This is a genomic window from Micromonospora sicca (assembly GCF_003172935.1).
GTDB lineage: Bacteria > Actinomycetota > Actinomycetes > Mycobacteriales > Micromonosporaceae > Micromonospora > Micromonospora sicca.
In genome coordinates, this window is record NZ_QGKS01000161.1 from 1 (window position 1) to 18,364 (window position 18,364).

The window sequence follows — 18,364 nt, forward strand, 5'->3', positions numbered from 1 at the left end:
GCCCCGATGGCGACCGCCCCGACTCCGGCTGCCCCGACTCCGGCTGCCCCGCCGGCGCCGTCGGCCCGCGCGGACCGCCCCGGCGCGCGCCGTGCCCGCGCCCCGGGCCGCCGAGCCGGAACCGGCCGCCGTCCGAACCGGTTCGCTCGCCGACCGGCTCGCCGCCGAGGGCCGGTACGCGGAGTCGGTCCGGGAGCGGCTGCGCGACATGGTCCGCGAACTGGTCGCCCGGCGGGTGGTCGAGCAGCGCCCCGGGATGACCGTCACCGAGCTGACCGCGGCGGCGGCCCGGAACCGCCCCCGGGTGCACCCCGTCCTGCACGCCGCCGGAGCGATCTTCTCCGACCTCTGGTACGCCCAGCGCCCGGCCACCGCAGAGCACGACCACCGGATGCGCGAACTCGCCACCGACCTGCGCCGGGAGCTGACCGCCGACGCCGGGGGCGGTGACCGGCCGTGACCGCCACCGTGGCGGCGCCGCCCGCCGTCCAGCCGCCGCACCGCCGCGCCCGCCGCCGGCACCGGATGCTGATCCCGCTCGGGCTGGCCCTGCTGCTGATCGTGGCCACCCTGGTGGCCCACGCCGTCGACCAGCCGGACCCCGCCGACCGGGGGTTCCTCTCCCCGGTCGCCACCGGGGACGACGGGGGCAGCCGACTGGCGGAGGCGCTGCGCGGGCAGGGGGTGACCGTACGCCGGGAAACCGACACCCTGCGCGCGCTGCTGGCCGCCCGGCCGGGTCCCGCCACGCTCTTCGTGCCGGCGCCGGATCTGGTGCACCCGGACACCGTCACCGCCCTGGACGACCTGCCCGCCGGCAGTCGCCTGGTGCTGGTCGACCCGTCCCGCCGGGTGCTGGCGGGGCTCGGCCTGCCGCTGACGCCCGACGACCGCCGCTGGGCGACGCGGGCCACCTCCCCGGACGCCGACGACCGTCCCTGCGCCCTGCCCGAGGCGGCCCGCGCCGGGACCGCCGCCGCCGACCGGCAGCGGTACGCCGCCCCGGCCGGCCAGTCGGCCACCCGCTGCTACGCCGGCGGGCTGGTCCGGGTGCCCTGGCGTACCGAGGTGGTGGTGATCGGGGCCAGCGACCCGTTCCGCAACGACCGGATCGACGAGTACGGCAACCGGGCCCTGGCCACCGGGCTGCTCGGCGGACCCCGCCCGCTGGTCTGGCTCGACCTGGACGGCCCGGCGCCCGCACCGACCTTCGGCGACGGCACCGAGGGCCCACCCGCCTGGTCGCCCTCGCCCGGCGGCTCCGCCGGGACGACCGGTGACGGCCAACCGGGCAGCGGCGGCCGACCGGGCCAGGGGGCCGACCGGCCGGGCGGCGGGCAGCGGGAGGGCGACGACGGGGCGGACGACCGGGCGGACGGCCGGCAGCCGCAGCAGAACCCGCTCTGGGCCGCCTTCCCGGTCTGGTTCTGGGCGCTGCTCGTCCAGCTCGCCCTCGCCGGCCTGCTGGTGGTGCTCTGGCGGGCCCGACGACTCGGCCCGCCCGTGCCGGAGCCGCTGCCGGTGACCGTCCGCTCCGCCGAGACCGTGCTCGGGCGGGCCCGGCTCTACCGGCGCGCGGGCGCCCGCGGCCCGGCCGCCGAGACGCTGCGCGCCGCCGCCCGGGACCGCCTGCTGCCCCGGCTCAACCTGCCGCCCGACACGCCATCGGACGAGGTGGCCGCCCGGGTCGCCGCGCTCGCGGGCCTCGACCCGGACCGGGCGGCGGACCTGCTCCACGGCGACGAGCCGGCCACCGACCGGGAGCTGCTGGAGCTGGCTCGCGAGCTGGACCGGCTGACCCGTACGGTCGCCACCCGACCCGACCATCCGAACGAAGGAGATACCCGGTGACCGGACCCGTTACCACCGCCGCGCCGGCCGGCGAGCAGCACGACGCCCGCGCGGCCCTGCACCGGCTGCGGGCCGAGGTGGCCAAGGCGGTCGTCGGGCAGGACGCGGTGGTCACCGGTTTGGTGATCGCCCTGCTCTGCCGCGGACACGTGCTGCTGGAGGGCGTGCCCGGGGTGGCCAAGACCCTGCTCATCCGCACCGTGGCCACCGCGCTGGACCTGGCGTCCAAGCGGGTCCAGTTCACCCCGGACCTGATGCCCGGCGACGTGACCGGGTCGCTGATCTTCGACCCGCACACCGCCGCGTTCACCTTCCGGGAGGGTCCGGTCTTCACCAACCTGCTGCTCGCCGACGAGATCAACCGCACCCCGCCGAAGACCCAGTCGGCACTGCTGGAGGTGATGGAGGAGCGGCAGGTCTCCGTCGAGGGCGAGCGGCGGCCGCTGCCGGACCCGTTCATCGTCGCGGCCACCCAGAACCCGATCGAGTACGAGGGCACCTATCCCCTGCCCGAGGCCCAGCTCGACCGGTTCCTGCTCAAGCTCACCGTGCCGCTGCCCAGCCGGGACGAGGAGCTGGGCGTGCTCCGCGCGCACCACGCCGGCTTCGACCCGCGGGACCTGCGCGCGGCCGGCGTACGCCCGGTGGCCACCATTGCCGACCTGGCCGCCGCCCGGGAGGCGGTCGGCCGGGTGCACGTGGCCGAGCCGCTCTTCGGCTACCTCGTGGACCTGTGCCGGGCCACCCGGAACACTCCGGCGCTGGAGCTGGGCGCCTCGCCGCGCGGCGCCACCGCCCTGCTCAACACGGCGAAGGCGTGGTCCTGGCTGGCCGGCCGCGACCACGTCGTCCCCGACGACGTCAAGGCGGTCGCCCGCCCCACCCTGCGGCACCGGCTCCGGCTGCGCCCGGAGGTCGAGCTGGAGGGCGTGAGTGTCGACGCGGTGCTGGACACGGTGCTCGCCACCGTGCCGACGCCGCGATGACCTGGCGGGCGGCGCTGCTGCTCGGTGCGGGCGCGCTGACCCTGCCGGCCTGGCCGGCGCCGTTCCTGGGCGTGGCGGTGATGACCGGCCTGGTGCTGCTGCTCGTCGCCCTCGACTGGGCGCTGGCGGCGCCGCTGCACGCCGTCGGCGCCACCCGCTCCGGCGACCGGACGGTCCGGCTGGGCGGTAGCGCCACCGTCACGCTGCACCTGGCCAACACCTCCGGCCGTACGTTGCGCGCCCAGGTGCGCGACGCCTGGGTGCCGTCGGCCGGTGCCCGACCGGACGTACCGCCGGAGCGGATGGTGCGGGTCGCGGCGGGCGACAGCGCCGCGCTGCCCGTCCGGCTCACCCCGGCCCGGCGCGGCGACCGGCCGGCGGCGGTGCTCACCCTTCGCTCCTTCGGGCCGCTGCGGCTGGCCTTCCGGCAGCGCGCCGGCCGCCCCGGCACGCCACCGTGGACCCTGCGGGTGCTGCCCCGCTTCGACTCCCGGCGGCACCTGCCCGAGAAGCTGGCCCGGCTGCGGATCATCGACGGTATCCAGGTCACCCGGGGCCGCGGCCAGGGCACCGAGTTCGACACCCTGCGCGAGTACGTGGTCGGCGACGACGTGCGCTCCATCGACTGGCGGGCCAGCGCGCGCCGCTCCGACGTGCTGGTCCGCACCTGGCGGCCGGAGCGGGACCGGCGGCTGGTCTGCGTCCTGGACACCGGCCGCACCTCCGCCGTACGGGTCGGCGACGAGCCTCGGCTGGACACCGCGATCGACGCGGCGCTGTTGCTGACCGCGCTGGCCGCCCGCGCCGGGGACCGGGTCGACCTGTTGGCGGTCGACGCGGCGGTCCGGGCGACGGTCAAGGGCAGCGGCCGGCCGGCCCTGCTCCCCCGGCTGGTCGACGCGGTCGCCCCGCTCCAGCCGGCGCTGGTGGAGACGGACTTCGAGCTGATCGCCGGTGAGGTGCTGCGCCGGGAACGCCAGCGCAGCCTGGTGGTGCTCTTCACCGCGCTGGAGGCGGGTGCGCTCGGCGAAGGGCTGCTGCCCGTGCTGCCCCGGCTCGCCGCCCGCCACCGGGTGGTGGTCGCCGCGACCCACGACCCGGTGCTGACCGGGCTCACCACCGACCCGCCGCGCGGGCCGGACGACGCGTACGCCGCCGCGGCGGCCTGGCGGGCGCTGGCCGAACGGGACCGGGTGCGCGCCGCCCTGGCCCGGCACGGCGTGACCGTCGTGGACGCCCCCGCCGACCGGCTGGCCCCGACGGTCGCCGACACCTACCTGCGGCTCAAGGCGCTCGGCCAACTCTGAGCCGCGCCCTCGGCGGGTACCGGCGCCGGGCGGGTGGCCGCGTACCGGCCGAGCAGCAGCGCGTACGCCAGGAAGGCCAGCCAGACCGCGGCGCCGATCGCGACGCGGACGGCGACCGGCGCGGGCGCCGGGGTCACGAACGCCTCCAGCAGCGCCGACACGGCGAAGAGCCCGACCAGGCCGACGGCGACCACGATGGCGGAGCGGCCCGCCGCGGCGACCGCCCGACCCCGGCTGAGGTGGGCCGGCGGCGCGATCCACGCCCATCCGGTCCGCAGGCCGACCCCGGCGGCGACGAAGATGCCGGTCAGCTCCAGCAGCCCGTGCGGGGTGATCAGGCCGAAGAAGACGTCTCCCCGGCCGTAGGAGACCATCACCCCGCCGACCACGCCGACGTTCAGCGCGTTCTGCCAGAGCAGGTAGAACACCGGCACCACCAGCACCCCGGAGGCGAGGCACTGGGCGGCGATCCAGGCGTTGTGCGTCCACAGGTGGAAGGCGAAGGTGGGCGCGGCGAACTCCGTGTAGTAGCCGGCGAAGCCGGACTCCACCAGGTCGGCGGCGGCGTCCTCGCCGATGAACGCGGCGGCGGTGTCCGGGTGCCCGGCGACGAACCAGATGAGGAACCCACTGAGCGCGCTGAACGCGGTGGCCACCCCGCACCACCAGGGCCAGGCCCGGTAGAGGGCGGCCGGCAGGTCGGCGACCAGGAACCGGCGGACCGCCGCCCAGGAGGGCCGGGGCCGGCCGGTGATCCGGGCCCGGGCCGCCAGCACCAGGTGGGAGAGGCGGTTGACCAGCGCCGGGTCGGGTGAGCGGCTGCGCAGCACCGAGAGGTGGGTGGCGGCCCGCTGGTAGAGCGCGACCAGCTCGTCGACTTCAGCGGCGTCGAGCCGCCGCCGGCCGGAGAGCTGTTCCAGCCGCCGCCACTCGGCGCCGTGCTCCGCCACGTACGCGTCGAGATCCACTCGTCCTCCCCCGTCCGGCGCCCATAGTGTTCACTGTCCGGGTGAGAGCGCAACCTGCCGCACGGGCCACGGGCCGGTGGGCCGACGCGGGCCTGGTCAGCGGCGAGGCGGTGGAGCTGGACGTCCGGGCGGCCCGGCTCGGCTCCCGGGTGCTCGCCCTGCTCATCGACCTGCTGACCCAGGTGGTCGTGGCGTTGACGCTGGTGTCGGGCCTCGCCGCGCTGCTGCTCTCCCTGCCCGCCGCGATCGTCGACGCCGCCCTGACGGGTGCGCTGCAGACGGTGCTGCTGGTCGTCGTGCTGGTCGGCTACCCGGTGCTGATGGAACGGTTCGCCGGCGGCCGGACGGTCGGCAAATTCGCGGTGGGCCTGCGGGTGGTCCGCGCCGACGGCGGTCCGGTCGGGGTCGGCCAGTCGCTGACCCGGGCCCTGGTGGGCGTCGCGGTGGAGTGGCCGGGGCTGGTGCTGCCGCTGCTGAGCTGGGTGGCGAGCGTGACGGTGATGCTGTCCGACCCGCGCGGGCGGCGGCTCGGCGACCTGGTGGCCGGCACGATGGTGGTCCACACCCGGGGCGCCGCGGTGTGGCGGCCGGTCCCGCTGGCCGTCCCGGCGCTGCTCGGCTGGGCGCACACCCTGGACCTGACCCGGTTGGACGACGGGCTGGCCCTGGCCGCCCGGCAGTACCTGGGCCGGGTGCACCAGCTGGTGGAGCCGGAGCGGGCCCGGCTGGGCCGCGCGCTGTGGGCCGAGATGGCCGCCGTGATCTCCCCGCCGCCGCCGTGGGCCGCGCCGGAATCGGTCTACCTGGCCGCGGTGCTCGGCGAGCGGCACCGCCGGGCGGTGGACCGGCTGCGGCGTAGCCGCGGGGTCACCGCGGCGCTCTGGCCCGAGCTGACCGCGTCGCCGGCCGCCGTGCCGGCCGCCGTGCCGGCGCCGGCCACGACCGCGTTGCGGCCCGCCGCGCCGGCGCTCGCCGTCCCCACCCAGCCCGATCCGGTACGCGGACAGCCCGCCCCGGTCGACGCCGAGCAGCCGGCCGGCTGACGCCGCCCTGGACGGCGTGTTCCGGCGGCTCGGACCGGGCCGGCGGCGTCACGCGAAGAGCGCCCGTCCCCAGTGGTCGGCGGCGTCGCGGACGCCCGGCGGGCAGGCGAACACGGCGCTGGAGACGTGCCGCAGGTACTCGTTCATCGCGTCGTGCCGGGACAGCCGGGTCTGGATCGGCACGAACTGCTTGCGCGGGTCCCGCTGGTAGGCGATGAAGAACAGGCCGGCGTCGAGCCGGCCGAGCCCGTCGGAGCCGTCCACGAAGTTGTAGCCGCGGCGCAGCAGGCGGGCGCCGTCGTTCTGGGTCGGGTGGGCGAGCCGGACGTGCGCGGTCTCGGCGATCACCGGCTCCCCGTCGTCGCCCTTCGTGGCGAAGTCCGGCTCGTCGAACTCCGCGCCCTTGCCGAGCGGCGCGCCGCGGCCCTTGGTCCGGCCGACGATCTGTTCCTGCTCGGCCAACGGGGTGCGGTCCCAGGTCTCGATCAACATGCGGATCTTGCGGGTGACCAGGTACGACCCGCCGGCCATCCAGTCCGGCCCGTCGCCGGGCTGGGCCCAGAGGTGGTCGCGGAGCAGGCCCGCGTCCTCGGCCTTGAGGTTGGCGGTGCCGTCCTTGAAGCCGAACAGGTTGCGCGGGGTGGCCTGGTCCCGCGAGGTCGACGAGGTACGCCCGAAGCCGAGCTGCGACCAGCGGACGCTGACCACGCCCATGCCGATCCGGGCCAGGTTGCGGATGGCGTGCACCGCCACCTGCGGGTCGTTGGCGCAGGCCTGGACGCAGATGTCGCCGCCGGAGATCTCGGGACGCAGCGCGTCCCCGGCGAAGTGCTGCAGGTCGGCCAGCGCGGGCGGTCGCCGGTCGGCGATGCCGAACCGGTCCTTGCCCTGCGCGTCGCGGAAGAGCGCCGGGCCGAAGCCGATGGTGAGGGTGAGCTGCGACGGCGGCAGCCCGAGGGCCTCGCCGGTGTCGTCCGGCGGCGCCTCCGGCATGCCGTCGACCGCGCCGATCAGCCCGGCGTCCTTCCCGGCGGTCATCCGGGCGGCGGCGGCCGTCCACTCCTGCAGCAGCGAGACGAGCCGGGCCCGGTCCTTGGTGATCACGTCGAACGCGACGAAGTGCAGCCGGTCCTGGGCCGGGGTGGTGATGCCGGCCTGGTGCTCGCCGAGGAACGGCACCGCACCGGCGGCGACGCCCTCGTCCGCCCCCGCGCGGTCCGAGTCGCGGACCAGCGCGCCCGCGCCGACGGCGACGCCGGCCACTCCGGCGACCCCGACGCCGGCCAGGGTGATGGCCCGGCGCCGGGACAGGGCCGTCCCGCGCGGCGGGTCGGCGGACGCCTGCGTCTCGCCTGCGGTGTTCTGCTCGCTCATCGCTGCACCTCCGGGGTTGGTCGTCAGCGGGCGACGACCGCGGCGACCTTGCTGATCGGCTCGGCCAGGGCGTTGATGCTGTCGGACAGTTCCTTCAGCTCGGTCTTGCTGAGCGCGGTGTGCAGCTTCCAGCCGTCGCCCGCGCGGTGCTTGCCGAGCGCGGTCTCGACGTTGGCGAACTCGGTGTCGAGCTGCTTGACCAGCTCGGGCGAGCGCTGCTCCAGCGCCGGGCGCAGCGCGGCGATGGCCGCCTTCGAGCCCTCCACGTTGGCGCTGAAGTCCCAGAGGTCGGTGTGCGAGTAGCGGTCCTCCTCGCCGGTGATCTTGCCGCTGGCCACCTCGTCGAGGAGTTCCTTGGCGCCGTTGGCGAGCTGGAGCGGGGTGAGCTTCTCGGCGTTCGCCTTGGCCACGATCTCCTTGACGTCGGTGAGCAGCTGGTCGGCGATCGGACCGTCCTTGCTGATGTCACCGGTGGTCCAGAGATCCTTCTCGATCCGGTGGAAGCCGGTGAACGGCATGCCCTCCTCGACGACCTCCTCGCGGCCGTCGATCTTCGGGTCGAGGTCGCCGAAGATCTCCGCGACCGGCTCGATCCGCTCCCAGTAGGTGCGGGCCACCGGGAACAGCGCCTTGGCCTTCGCCACGTCGCCGGCCTTGACCGCGGCCACGAACTCCTCGGTCTTGGTCAGCAGCGCGCCGGTCTGGCTCTGCACGTACCGCTGGTAGCTGGCGGTGGCCTGGCTCAGCGCGGCGTCCGGGGCGACGGTAGCGGCGGTGCCGCTGACCTTCAGCGCGGCGCGGATGCCCCGGCCGCTCATCCCGGGCTTGCAGGCCGTCTCGTACGTCCCGGCGGGCAGCTCGACGCGCAGCTCGCGGCTCAGCCCGGGGGCGATGTTCTCCACCTCGCCCATCACCCGGTCACCGGCGGCGTAGACGTAGAACTCGTTGACCTTGCTGCCCGAGTTGGTCACCGAGAAGGTGGCCTGACCGGCGGTCAGCTCGGTGACGTCCATCTCGCAGGCGGTATCGGTGGCCTTGACCTTCACCGCGTTGCCGGCCTTGGCGGCCGACTTACCGTCGGTGTCGGAGCCGCAGGCGGTGACGCCGGTGATGGCGAGCACGCCGGAGGCGGCGAGCACGACGAAGCGGGTGGTACGCATCAGGACTGTCTCTCCTTGTAAGGAAGGCGGATCAGGCGCGCTGGCCGGCTTGCGGAGGAAGAGCACCAGCACCGGCACCGCGTAGGCCACCCAGGCGACCATCTCCAGCACGCTCGGCGTGGCGGTGATGTTGAACATGCCACCGAGCAGCGCCGCGTACCAGGTGCTGGGGTCGAGCACCGAGGTGATGTCGAAGGCCAGGTTGTTCAGGCCGGGCAGCACGCCGGCCTCCTGGAAGTCGTGCACGCCGTACTTGAGGATGCCGGCGGCGACCAGGATGAGCAGCGCGCCGGTCCAGGTGAAGAACTTGCTCAGGTTGATCTTCAGGGCGCTGCGGTAGAGCAGGAAGCCGATCACCACGGCGGTGGCGATGCCGCCGAGCAGCGCGAGCAGCGGTCCACGTCCGGCGCCACCGGCGGCGCTCTGCGCGGCCGAATAGAAGATGAGGGCGGTCTCCAGCCCCTCCCGGATCACCGCGAGGAAGGACATGCCGGCCACCGCGAGGGAGCCGACCGCGAGCGCCTCGGTGAGTTTGCCGCGCAGCTCACCGGCGATGGTCCGGGCGGCCTTGCGCATCCAGAAGATCATCCAGGTCACGAAGACCACGGCCGCGACCGAGGTGATCGCCTCGAACAGCTCGCGGTCCTCGGAGCGGGCCAGCAGCGAGGTCGACGTGTACTCGATCAGCCAGCCGAAGAAGACCGACAGCACCACGGCCGAGCCGACGCCGACCCAGACCTGCGGCAGCCTGTCCCGTCGCTGCGACTTCACGAGGAACGCGACCAGGATGCTGACCACCAGGGTTGCTTCCAGGCCTTCCCGCAGGCCGATCAGGTACGTGGCGAACATCGGTACTCCGTGATCAGTTAGGCACGCCTCAGTTAACTTAGGGCAGCCATACCTTCCTACTGATCCGACCCCGCCGTCAAGTCGTTCATGGCAACGTCACCCTGTCCAGCGGGCATCCAACGGATGACCGGCTGTGGCAGGATCCGGCCCAGCCCCTCAGACAGGACGACCGTGGCCGACGACCTCTTCACCCCCACCATCACCCCCGCCGCGTACGCCGAGGGACGCCCGCCCTGGCGGCCCGGCTCGCTGGTCTATCCCGCCGTCTTCGGCGGGGCACTCGCGGCCACCGTGCTGGCCCTGGTCAACGCCCGCCGGCTCAGACTGCCCGTCGGGGCCGTCCTGGCGATCGTCGGCACCGGACTGGCCGCCCTGGTCGCCCGGCTGGCCATCACCGTGGTGCTGCTCGACGGCCACACCTCCGGGCCGGCCCGGCTGGTCGGGGCCCTGTCCGGCGTGCTGGTCTGGTCGGTGGCCAACCTGACGCAGAAGGGCCGGTTCCGCACGTACGAGATGCGCGGCGGCCAGGCCGCCTCGCTGGTGCTGCCCGGGATCGCGGCGGCGCTGGGCCTCGGCATCGTCGAGGCGGTCCTCATCGTCCTCGCGGCGGCGGTCCGGTGACGGCGCCGGCGGACCAGCTCGCCCGGGTGGTCGGCCTGCTCGAGATGAACCGGCCCGAGCAGGCGCTGGAGGAGCTGGCCCGGCTACCCGGCCCGGTGGCCACCGATCCGCACGTGTACCGGCTGCGGGCGGTGGCGCTCAGCACGCTGGACCGCTGGGACGAGGTGGCCGAGGTGGCCCGGCAGGGGCTGGCCGAGGTCGGTCCGGACGCCGAGCTGCTCGGCCGGCTGGGCCTGGCGCTCCGGAGCCAGGGCGCCTTCGCCCCGGCCGAGCGGGCGCTGCTCGACGCGCTGGCGCTCGAACCGCAGGACCCGTGGCTGCTCTGCCAGTACGCCGACCTCTGCGTCACGGTCGGCCAGACCGACAAGGCGAGCCGCCTGCTCGCCCGTGCCGCCGAGCTGGCGCCCGAGCACCCGGCCGTCTACGCCAGCCGCATCCAGCTCGCGTACGCCGGCGGCCACGACCGGGCGGCCGAGCGGGTGACCCGGGAGTTCCTCGGCCGCTACCCGGAGCACCCGGTGGCACTGGCCTTGCACGGCGGGATCGCCGTGGAGCGCGGCCGGATCGGCGACGCGCACCGCTCCTTCGGCCGGGCGGTCGCGCACGACCCGGACGACCCGGACTACGCCGAGGCGGCCTGGGAGACCCGGGTGTACACCCATCCGCTGCTGCTCCCGCTGCGCCCGCTCTACCGGCTGGGCATCCGCATGTGGCTGATCGCGGTGGGCAGCATCGCCGTGCTCAACCTGGCCAAGCTCTACGTCCCCGCGCTCGTCGTGGCGCTCGCCTGGCTGCTCTACAGCCTCTGGTCCTGGATCGCCCCGCCCCTGGTCCGCCGCCTGGTCCGCGGCCGGTGGCGGTCATGACCGGCCGCGCGGGGCGGCGGCCGTGAAGGGCCTGCTGCCCTGGCTCGGTGTCCTGGCCCTGGTGATGCTGCTCAGCGCCCTACGGATGCGCCCACTGGCCACCGCCGTCTCGCTGGCCTGGCTCGCCTGGTGCGTGTGGACCTGGATCCGTCCCACCCGCCGCGGTCCGAGCTGACGCGGCCCGGCCCGGGGCATGCCGCCCTTCGGCACCGGACGCCACTGCCGGCGAGCATGACAGTCAGGAGCGATATGACTGAGAGTCATATTTGCTTATGCCTGTCAGGCATATCGCTGACGAGGACACCATGTCCGTCATCCCCGCCACGCCGGCCCTACCCGGCAGCCGGCAGGTTGCGACCTGCAGGACGCGAAGACGGAACGAGCCGGCCGCGCGTGCGGCCGGCCCGGTTCCGGGGTGTCGATCATTGACTTCCTCCACCGCCATAATGGCGGGGATTCCCTCCGCGCTGCGCATGCAACGCCCGGGCGGGTTCCTGCTTCACTGCGATCCGCCGGAGATTTCCCCGGTCTTACGTCCACTCCACAGGCGTTTGACGTCTCCACAAGCCCTGCGGCGACGATGGTGCGATAGGTCCCGGCTTGGTTATCGCCGCAGGCCGGCGAGACGTTACCACAGTCAATGGCACGCTCGCTCGGGCCTTGGCGGCCGTCCCGCGCGGGCCTTTACCCAACCCCAAAGGACGGGGCATCGGCCCGCATCTCAGTAGCGGTAGTGGTCGGGCTTGAAAGGGCCCTCCGGCGACACGCCCAGGTAGGCGGCCTGCTCCTTGGTGAGGGTGCTCAGCTTGGCGCCCAGCGCCCCCAGGTGCAGCCGGGCGACCTTCTCGTCCAGGTGCTTCGGGAGCACGTAGACGCCGATCGGGTACTCCTCGGTCTTGGTGAAGAGCTCGATCTGGGCGATCGTCTGGTTGGCGAACGAGTTCGACATGACGAAGCTCGGGTGGCCGGTGGCGTTGCCCAGGTTCAGCAGACGGCCCTCGGAGAGCACGATGATCGCGTGCCCGTCGGCGAACTTCCAGAGGTCGACCTGCGGCTTGATGTTCAGCCGCTCGACGTCGGAACGCTTGGCCAGACCGGCCATGTCGATCTCGTTGTCGAAGTGACCGATGTTGCCGACGATGGCCTGGTGCTTCATCCGGGCCATGTGGTCGTTGGTGATGACGTTGAAGCAGCCGGTGGCGGTGATGAAGATGTCCGCCTGCTCGACCACGTCGTCCAGGGTGGCGACCTGGTAGCCGTCCATCGCCGCCTGGAGCGCGCAGATCGGGTCGACCTCGGTCACCACGACCCGGGCGCCCTGGCCGCGCAGCGACTCGGCGCAGCCCTTGCCCACGTCGCCGTAGCCCATGACGACGGCCATCTTGCCGCCGATCAGCACGTCGGTGGCCCGGTTGATGCCGTCGATCAGCGAGTGGCGGCAGCCGTACTTGTTGTCGAACTTGCTCTTGGTCACCGAGTCGTTGACGTTGATGGCCGGGAAGAGCAGGGTGCCGGCGCGGTGCATCTCGTACAGCCGGTGCACGCCGGTGGTGGTCTCCTCGGTGACGCCCTTGATGCCGGCGGCGATCCGGGTCCAGCGCTGACCGTCCTCGGCGAGCGAGCGGTGCAGCAGCTTGAGGATGACCGCGTACTCCTCGGAGTCGGCGGACTCGACCGGCGGGACGACCCCGGCCTTCTCGAACTCGACGCCCTTGTGGACGAGCAGGGTGGCGTCACCGCCGTCGTCGAGGATCATGTTCGGGCCGTGGCCGTCGGGCCAGGTGAGCACCTGCTCGGTGCACCACCAGTACTCGTCCAGGCTCTCGCCCTTCCAGGCGTACACCGGGACGCCGGCCGGCGCCTCGGGGGTGCCGTTCGGGCCGACCACGATCGCCGCGGCGGCATGGTCCTGGGTGGAGAAGATGTTGCAGGACGCCCAGCGGACCTGCGCGCCGAGCGCGACCAGGGTCTCGATCAGGACGGCGGTCTGGATGGTCATGTGCAGCGAGCCGGTGATCCGGGCGCCGGCGAGCGGCTGCGCCTCGGCGAACTCACGCCGGATGGCCATGAGGCCGGGCATCTCGTGCTCGGCGAGCTGGATCTCCTTGCGCCCGAACTCGGCGAGCGACAGATCCGCCACCTTGTAGTCGCCCTCGGCGAGGGTGCTCGGCCGGGCCTCGGACGGCGCGCCGCTGGGGGCGGCCGGGAGGGTGCTGGTCATGGAAGCTCCTGTCGAACGATGTGCTGCGCAGCCTTCCACCTTACGCTCGCGGGCGGATGGAGCACGGCCCGGTCCGCGGACAGCGCACGGGGCGGTCGGTCGTGGACGGACTTTCCATCCACCAGCCGGCCGCCCCGTGCATCCCCCCGGTTTGGTTCCCCCGCGCGCTACCGGACCTTCGTCGCGACAACGCTGCGTACCCATAGAGTCACACTGAGCAAAGGCGGCGTCAAGCTATTTCGGGAAAGTCGGACTTGTGGCGAGCGGGAAGCGAGGGCGGATCAGCACAGGCCGCAGGTCGCGACGTACGCCTCGCCCGCGCCGCCGACGACCAGCGGCCCGCCGGCCGCCGTCCCGATCGCCGCCTGCCCCGGCCCGAGGGTGACCGTGCCCACCCCGTCGTCCACCAGCAGCTTGCCGGCCCGGCAGAGCACCACCCGCGGCCCGGGCAACGCCAGCCGCACCTCCGGGGCGCCCGCGTCCACCAGCACCCGGTGCAGCGCGAAGTCGTCCACCGGCACCGGCCAGGTCACCACCCCGGGCGCCACCTCCACCGGCGGGACGACCGGCTGGTCGAGCACCTCGAAGCGCAGCACCTTCAACAGCTCGTCCACGTCGACCCGCTTGGGCGTCAACCCGCCGCGCAGCACGTTGTCGCTGGCCGCCATGATCTCCACGCCGGTGCCCCGCAGGTAGGCGTGCAGGTTGCCGGCCGGCATCCAGATCGCCTCGCCTGGCGCCAGCCGGACGTGGTGCAGCAGCAACGCCACCAGCACCCCCGGGTCGGCCGGGTAGTCGACGGCCAACGCGCGGGCCAGCACGGCGTCCGGACCGCCGGCCTCCGCCGAGAGCACGGCCGCCACCAGCCCGGGGCGCTCCGCCTCCGGCCAGCTCAGCAGCAGACGTACGGCCTCCCGCAGCCCCGCCGGCCCCGCGCGCAGCGCAGCCACCACCGGCTCCAGCACGGGTACGCCGAACGCGGCGATCGCCGCGGCCGACTCCGCCGGGTCGCGGAAACCGCACAGCGCCTCGAACGGCGAGAGCGCGACCAGCAGCTCCGGCTTGTGGAACGGGTCGACGTAGTTGACCCGTTCCACGTCGGCGGCGTGCCCGGCCCGGGCCTGCTCGGCGTCCGGGTGGGCCTGCAGGCTCAGCGGGGCGTCGGCCGCGAGCACCTTGAGCAGGAACGGCAGCCGGGTGCCGAACCGGCCGACCAGCCGCTCACCCAGCCAGCTCTCCGGCTCGGCGACCAGCAGATCGGTCAGGTCGACCGGGGCGCCGTCCCGGTCGACGGTGGCCGGGGCGCCCGGGTGGGCGCCCAGCCACAGCTCGGCCTCCGGCCCCTCGCTCGGCACCGGGCGGCCCTGCAGCTCCGCGATGGCGGTGCGGGAGCCCCACGCGTAGTCCCGGATCCGACCCTGCAGCAGTTCCACGTTCAGCTCCCGGGATGGGCGGCCTGCTCGCCGGTGTCGGGCTGGGACACCGCGGTGTGCGAGGCGGCGCCGGTGCCGGCCTCGTCCGCGGCCGCGCTGTAGATGTCCGGTTCCAGGTAGATGACCCGGGCGATCGGCACGGCCGTACGGATCCGGGCCTCCACGGCGTTGATGCCCCGGGCCAGCGACTCGGCGCTGTCGCACGGCGAGACGGCGATCTTCGCGGCCACCATCAGCTCCTCGGGGCCGAGGTAGAGCGTCTTCATGTGGATGATCCGCTCGACCTCCGGACCCTCGGTGACGGCCTGCTCGATCTTCGCGAGGTCGTGCTGCTCGGCGCCCTCACCGAGCAGCAGGCTCTTGGTCTCGATGGCGAGCACGATCGCGATGGTGACCAGCAGGACCCCGATCGCGGCCGTGCCGGCCGCGTCCCACCTGCCGTCGCCGGTGATCAGGGTCAGCCCGACGCCGAAGAGTGCGAGGACCAGACCGATCAGCGCGCCGAAGTCCTCCAGCAGCACCACGGGAAGCTCGGGGGCCTTGGCCCGGCGGATGAACCGCACCCACGACTGGTTGCCCCGGATGTGGTTGGACTCCTTGATGGCGGTACGGAAGGAGAACGCCTCCATCCCGATCGCGATCACCAGGACGGTCACCGGCACCCACTGCCAGCTGGTGATCGGCTCCGGGTGCTGCGCCTTGTGGTACGCCTCGTAGAGGGCGAACAGGCCACCGACACTGAACAGCACGATAGAGACGATGAACGCGTAGATGTAGCGCTCCCGGCCGTACCCGAACGGGTGCTCCGGGGTCGCTTCCCGCTTGGCCCGGCGGCCGCCGAGCAGCAGCAGGCCCTGGTTGCCCGAGTCGGCGACCGAGTGGATCGACTCGGCCAGCATCGACGAGGAGCCGGTCAGGATCCAGGCGATGAACTTGGTGACGGCGATGCCGATGTTGGCCAGCAGGGCGGCGACGATCGCCTTCGTCCCGCCATTTGCGCTCACTGGTTTGCCAGCTCCTTCATCTCCGTGATGGCCGGGACGGCCATCGGGTCCAGCCCGTGGGCCAGGGCGAGGTAGACCGAGGCGAAGTCCGGCACCGCCATCAGCGAGGCGAGCCGTTCCAGCGCCGAGCCGCCCTCGGCGGTGATCACGTCGCAGCGCACGCCGCGCCGCTCGGCGAGGGCGTGCACCGCGTCGGCCCGACGCTCCTCGACTGCGAGCGGCTCGTCGCTGTCGTCGTCAGCGTTGAGCCCGCCGTCGCGCAGCAGCACTAGCCGCAGCCGGGTGGCGTCGGGGTCGGTCTCGGCCGGGTCGGCGAAGATGTCCCGCTCCCCCTCGACCAGGCCGCCGAAGACGCCGTCGAGCAGGCCGACGCGACCGCGACCGGCCTCGCCGAGCGCCCCGGTGACCACCGGGTAGCGGGCGTTGGCCGACAGGGTGTCGCCGAACCGGCGGGCGGCCACGGTGGCCAGCGGGGACGAGCCCCAGACGATTGGGATCGAGCCGGCCAGGGCCAGGGCCAGGGACTTCGCCGGGTTGACGAAGGACTCGGCGGTGGGACGGCACCGGTCGGCGTCCGCGTCCAGCCGGGCCGCGGTCTCGGCCAGGTCCGCCTCGTTGACCTTCACCAGCCCGAGCGTACGGGCGGCGAGCAGAACCGGCACGGTGAGCGCCCAGAGACTGGCCCGGGCCGGGGCCCGCCGGGGCACCGGGATGAACGGGGCCCGGGCCCGCTCGGCCACCGACTGCAACTGGGAGTCCGGCGCGCCGACGGCGACCAGGCGCGCCCCACGCCGGTGCGCGGCCTCGGCGGCGCCCAGCGCCTCGGGGCTGCGGCCGGAGGCGCTGACCGCGATGACCACGTCCGCCGCGCCCACCCAGCCGGGCACCCCGGCGCTGCGGTGCGGGATGACCGGCACCGGACAGCGTGGCCCGGCGACGGTGGCCAGCACGTCACCGGTACGCCCGGCGGTGCCGATGCCGGCGATGACGACCGCCCGCGGCCGCCCCTCGTCGGCGAGCAGGCTCAGGTTGGCCTCGGCGGCCAGCGCGGCCGACTCCCGCACCTGGGCACCGGCCGAGGCGGTGAACCGGAGCATGCCGCCCGGGTCGTGCTCGGCGAGCGCGTCCGGGTTGTCCAGCAGCGACTCGTCGGCGTGCCGGCGGCCACTGACCCCGGCCGTACCCTCCATCACCGCTGTGGCGCGGAGCCACCGCGCGCGTCGTCCGCCGTTGGCCCGCCACGCGCCTCGTCCAGCAGCAGCACCGGCACGTCGTCGCGAACCTCGAAGATCCGACCGCACTCGGTGCAGGTCAGCGTCTGGGCCTGGGCGTCGTAGTCGAGGGGGGCGTGGTGCGTGTCCGGGCAGGCGAGAATCTCGAGCAACTGCGGGTCCAGGGCCACGGCGCGGCTCCTTCCACGTATGCGGTCTCACCGGTCGGCGGTGCCGACCGGCGCACGCGATCTTATCGGCGAACCCGGCCGGACACCGCGCCACGGAACCAGATCATCCGCCGCCCGGCGCTCCGCTCCTCACCACACGGTCATCACGACTGAGCGTAGCCGGGGCTCGGCGGCCGCGTCCCGGCTCAGCCGGGCAGGCGGGGCATGACGGTCGTGGCGTCGCCGCCGGCCGGCGCCGGCGGCTCGCCGCCGGGCTGCTGCCCGGCGACCGGACCGCCGTAGACACCGCCGGTGGGGCGGGGCGCCGGCGTGCCGCCGTAGACGCCGGGGGCGGGTGGCTGCTGCCCGTACACCTGGCCGCCGGGGGTGCCGTAGGTGGTGCCGCCGGGGTTGCGCGGCAGCGGGACCTCCGGGTAGCCGGCGGGCTGCGGGTCGGTTTTCTCCGCCCGGTTGCGGCGGACCAGCAGCACGATGAGGGCGATGCCGACGAGCACCAGCGCGATGCCGAAGAACATGATCGGGGAACCTCCGGAGGACTCGTCAGCGGCGGCGCTGTGCTGCCCGGCGGCCGGATCGACGGCGGCGGCCACGGCGGACGCGGTGTCGGCCGCGCTCGGCGGCTCGGTCGGTGTCGGACTGGGGCTCGGCGACGGCTTCCGCGACGGCGTCGGGGAGGGCGTCGCGGCCGCCGCACCCACCACCCGGGCCGAGTCGGCAGCCCGGCCGAGCAGCCGGCCGGACGCAGCCGCCGCCTCGCCCACCACGGTCAGCCGACCGCCGGGCGCGCCGGCCAGGAAGGCGACCCGGTAGCGGACCGTGATGCTCTTGCCCTTGCAGAGGGTCGGGTTGGCCGGCGAGGTCCGGGCCGTGCCGACCGTGCCGCCGCCACCGCCGACCGCCACCGCCTGCCACTGCCCACCGGTGTTGACCTGCACCTGGACCTGGTCGGCCCGGACGCCGTCGAGCCGCAGGCCGAGCCCGGTCCGCAGCAGGACGCACCCGTCGGTGCGCTTGCGCACCTCGACCGCCACCGTGCCGGGCGATCCACCGACGGTGAAGCTGCCCGCCGAATGCACCTCCACCCGGTCGCCCTCGGCGAGTGCCGGGGACGCGCCGACGGTCACCAGGCCGCCCAGCAGCGCGCCGACCGTCGCCAGCCGCATCGCGTGCCGCCGAACCGACATGTCCACCTCACCGTTCCTCGCCCCGACGGGACCCGCGGGTCAGGTTACTACCGGGCCGGGATGCTCCCCGCTCATTGAGCACCCCGCCTGTGCTG

Annotated in this window: 17 protein-coding genes and 1 pseudogene; 8 read left to right on the forward strand and 10 right to left on the reverse strand. The window is 74.3% G+C overall.

What is annotated here, in order from left to right:
- From DKT69_RS40825 to DKT69_RS08050, 4 genes are all read left to right on the forward strand, one after another.
- Positions 1-460, forward strand: a 460-nt coding sequence (locus DKT69_RS40825) for a DUF4129 domain-containing protein (RefSeq protein ID WP_109800960.1), incomplete at its 5' end; no start/stop codon positions are given.
- Complete coding sequence (locus tag DKT69_RS08040) at positions 457-1,851, forward strand: DUF4350 domain-containing protein (protein WP_109800948.1); 1,395 nt, start codon at positions 457-459, stop codon at positions 1,849-1,851. The genes DKT69_RS40825 and DKT69_RS08040, both read left to right, overlap by 4 nt.
- Entirely contained in the window at positions 1,848-2,837 is a 990-nt protein-coding gene (locus DKT69_RS08045; RefSeq protein ID WP_109800949.1) for an AAA family ATPase, read from the forward strand. The genes DKT69_RS08040 and DKT69_RS08045 overlap by 4 nt, the downstream gene beginning before the upstream one ends.
- The gene (locus DKT69_RS08050) at positions 2,834-4,144 is read left to right on the forward strand and encodes a DUF58 domain-containing protein (protein ID WP_109800950.1); all 1,311 of its coding nucleotides are present in this window, start codon (positions 2,834-2,836) and stop codon (positions 4,142-4,144) included. The genes DKT69_RS08045 and DKT69_RS08050 overlap by 4 nt, the downstream gene beginning before the upstream one ends.
- On the opposite strand, the gene DKT69_RS08055 is transcribed toward DKT69_RS08050, so the two are convergent.
- Complete coding sequence (locus tag DKT69_RS08055; protein ID WP_109800951.1) at positions 4,111-5,112, reverse strand: stage II sporulation protein M; 1,002 nt, start codon at positions 5,110-5,112, stop codon at positions 4,111-4,113. The two genes, DKT69_RS08050 and DKT69_RS08055, sit on opposite strands and share 34 nt — an antisense overlap.
- A gap of 41 nt (positions 5,113-5,153) precedes the next feature.
- On the opposite strand from DKT69_RS08055, the gene DKT69_RS08060 reads away from it, so the two are divergent.
- Positions 5,154-6,155: an RDD family protein gene (locus DKT69_RS08060; RefSeq protein WP_236647394.1), complete on the forward strand. Its 1,002-nt coding sequence runs from the start codon at positions 5,154-5,156 to the stop codon at positions 6,153-6,155.
- Positions 6,156-6,203: 48 nt separating this feature from the next.
- Here DKT69_RS08060 and efeB read toward each other — a convergent pair whose 3' ends face one another.
- From efeB to efeU, 3 genes and pseudogenes are all read right to left on the reverse strand, one after another.
- Complete coding sequence (gene efeB, locus DKT69_RS08065) at positions 6,204-7,556, reverse strand: iron uptake transporter deferrochelatase/peroxidase subunit (RefSeq protein WP_438361815.1); 1,353 nt, start codon at positions 7,554-7,556, stop codon at positions 6,204-6,206.
- Positions 7,553-8,689, reverse strand: a complete 1,137-nt coding sequence (gene efeO, locus DKT69_RS08070; RefSeq protein WP_109800962.1) for an iron uptake system protein EfeO — start codon at positions 8,687-8,689, stop codon at positions 7,553-7,555. Before efeO ends, efeB begins: the two co-directional genes overlap by 4 nt.
- A 108-nt stretch (positions 8,690-8,797) precedes the next feature.
- Positions 8,798-9,538: pseudogene (efeU, locus tag DKT69_RS08075) on the reverse strand (iron uptake transporter permease EfeU); the annotation flags it as partial.
- Between the two features lie 171 nt (positions 9,539-9,709).
- Between efeU and DKT69_RS08080 the strand changes: the two are divergent.
- From DKT69_RS08080 to DKT69_RS38875, 3 genes are read left to right on the forward strand one after another with little or no spacing between them, the layout of a single operon-like run.
- Entirely contained in the window at positions 9,710-10,159 is a 450-nt protein-coding gene (locus DKT69_RS08080; protein WP_109800953.1) for a hypothetical protein, read from the forward strand.
- On the forward strand, positions 10,156-11,025 hold the full coding sequence (locus DKT69_RS08085) for a tetratricopeptide repeat protein (RefSeq protein ID WP_109800954.1): 870 nt from the start codon (positions 10,156-10,158) through the stop codon (positions 11,023-11,025). The genes DKT69_RS08080 and DKT69_RS08085 overlap by 4 nt, the downstream gene beginning before the upstream one ends.
- Positions 11,026-11,047: 22 nt before the next feature.
- Positions 11,048-11,200 (forward strand): hypothetical protein, encoded by a 153-nt coding sequence (locus DKT69_RS38875; protein ID WP_201749536.1) that lies wholly within the window; start codon positions 11,048-11,050, stop codon positions 11,198-11,200.
- Positions 11,201-11,746: 546 nt separating this feature from the next.
- Here DKT69_RS38875 and ahcY read toward each other — a convergent pair.
- The 6 genes from ahcY to DKT69_RS08115 form a co-directional block, all read right to left on the reverse strand.
- Positions 11,747-13,246, reverse strand: a complete 1,500-nt coding sequence (ahcY, locus tag DKT69_RS08090; RefSeq protein WP_109800955.1) for an adenosylhomocysteinase — start codon at positions 13,244-13,246, stop codon at positions 11,747-11,749.
- 281 nt (positions 13,247-13,527) lie between these two features.
- Positions 13,528-14,679, reverse strand: a complete 1,152-nt coding sequence (manA, locus tag DKT69_RS08095; RefSeq protein ID WP_109800956.1) for a mannose-6-phosphate isomerase, class I — start codon at positions 14,677-14,679, stop codon at positions 13,528-13,530.
- Between the two features lie 2 nt (positions 14,680-14,681).
- The gene (locus DKT69_RS08100) at positions 14,682-15,683 is read right to left on the reverse strand and encodes a cation diffusion facilitator family transporter (protein ID WP_109800957.1); all 1,002 of its coding nucleotides are present in this window, start codon (positions 15,681-15,683) and stop codon (positions 14,682-14,684) included.
- Positions 15,680-16,876, reverse strand: coding sequence for an SIS domain-containing protein (locus DKT69_RS08105; RefSeq protein ID WP_109800958.1), 1,197 nt, complete (start codon positions 16,874-16,876; stop codon positions 15,680-15,682). The genes DKT69_RS08100 and DKT69_RS08105 overlap by 4 nt, the downstream gene beginning before the upstream one ends.
- A complete protein-coding gene (locus DKT69_RS08110) occupies positions 16,873-17,085 on the reverse strand; it encodes a Trm112 family protein (RefSeq protein ID WP_109800959.1) in 213 nt (70 codons plus the stop codon). Before DKT69_RS08110 ends, DKT69_RS08105 begins: the two co-directional genes overlap by 4 nt.
- Before the next feature lie 185 nt (positions 17,086-17,270).
- Positions 17,271-18,269 (reverse strand): hypothetical protein, encoded by a 999-nt coding sequence (locus DKT69_RS08115; protein ID WP_109800963.1) that lies wholly within the window; start codon positions 18,267-18,269, stop codon positions 17,271-17,273.
- Positions 18,270-18,364 lie beyond the last annotated feature (95 nt).

Bases quoted from the DNA above. Each gene is read 5' to 3' on its own strand.
- ahcY (WP_109800955.1), bottom strand. From the start codon at position 13,246: ATGACCAGCACCCTCCCGGCCGCCCCCAGCGGCGCGCCGTCCGAGGCC.
- DKT69_RS08050 (WP_109800950.1), top strand. From the start codon at position 2,834: ATGACCTGGCGGGCGGCGCTGCTGCTCGGTGCGGGCGCGCTGACCCTG.
- efeO (WP_109800962.1), bottom strand. From the start codon at position 8,689: ATGCGTACCACCCGCTTCGTCGTGCTCGCCGCCTCCGGCGTGCTCGCC.
- DKT69_RS08115 (WP_109800963.1), bottom strand. From the start codon at position 18,269: ATGTCGGTTCGGCGGCACGCGATGCGGCTGGCGACGGTCGGCGCGCTG.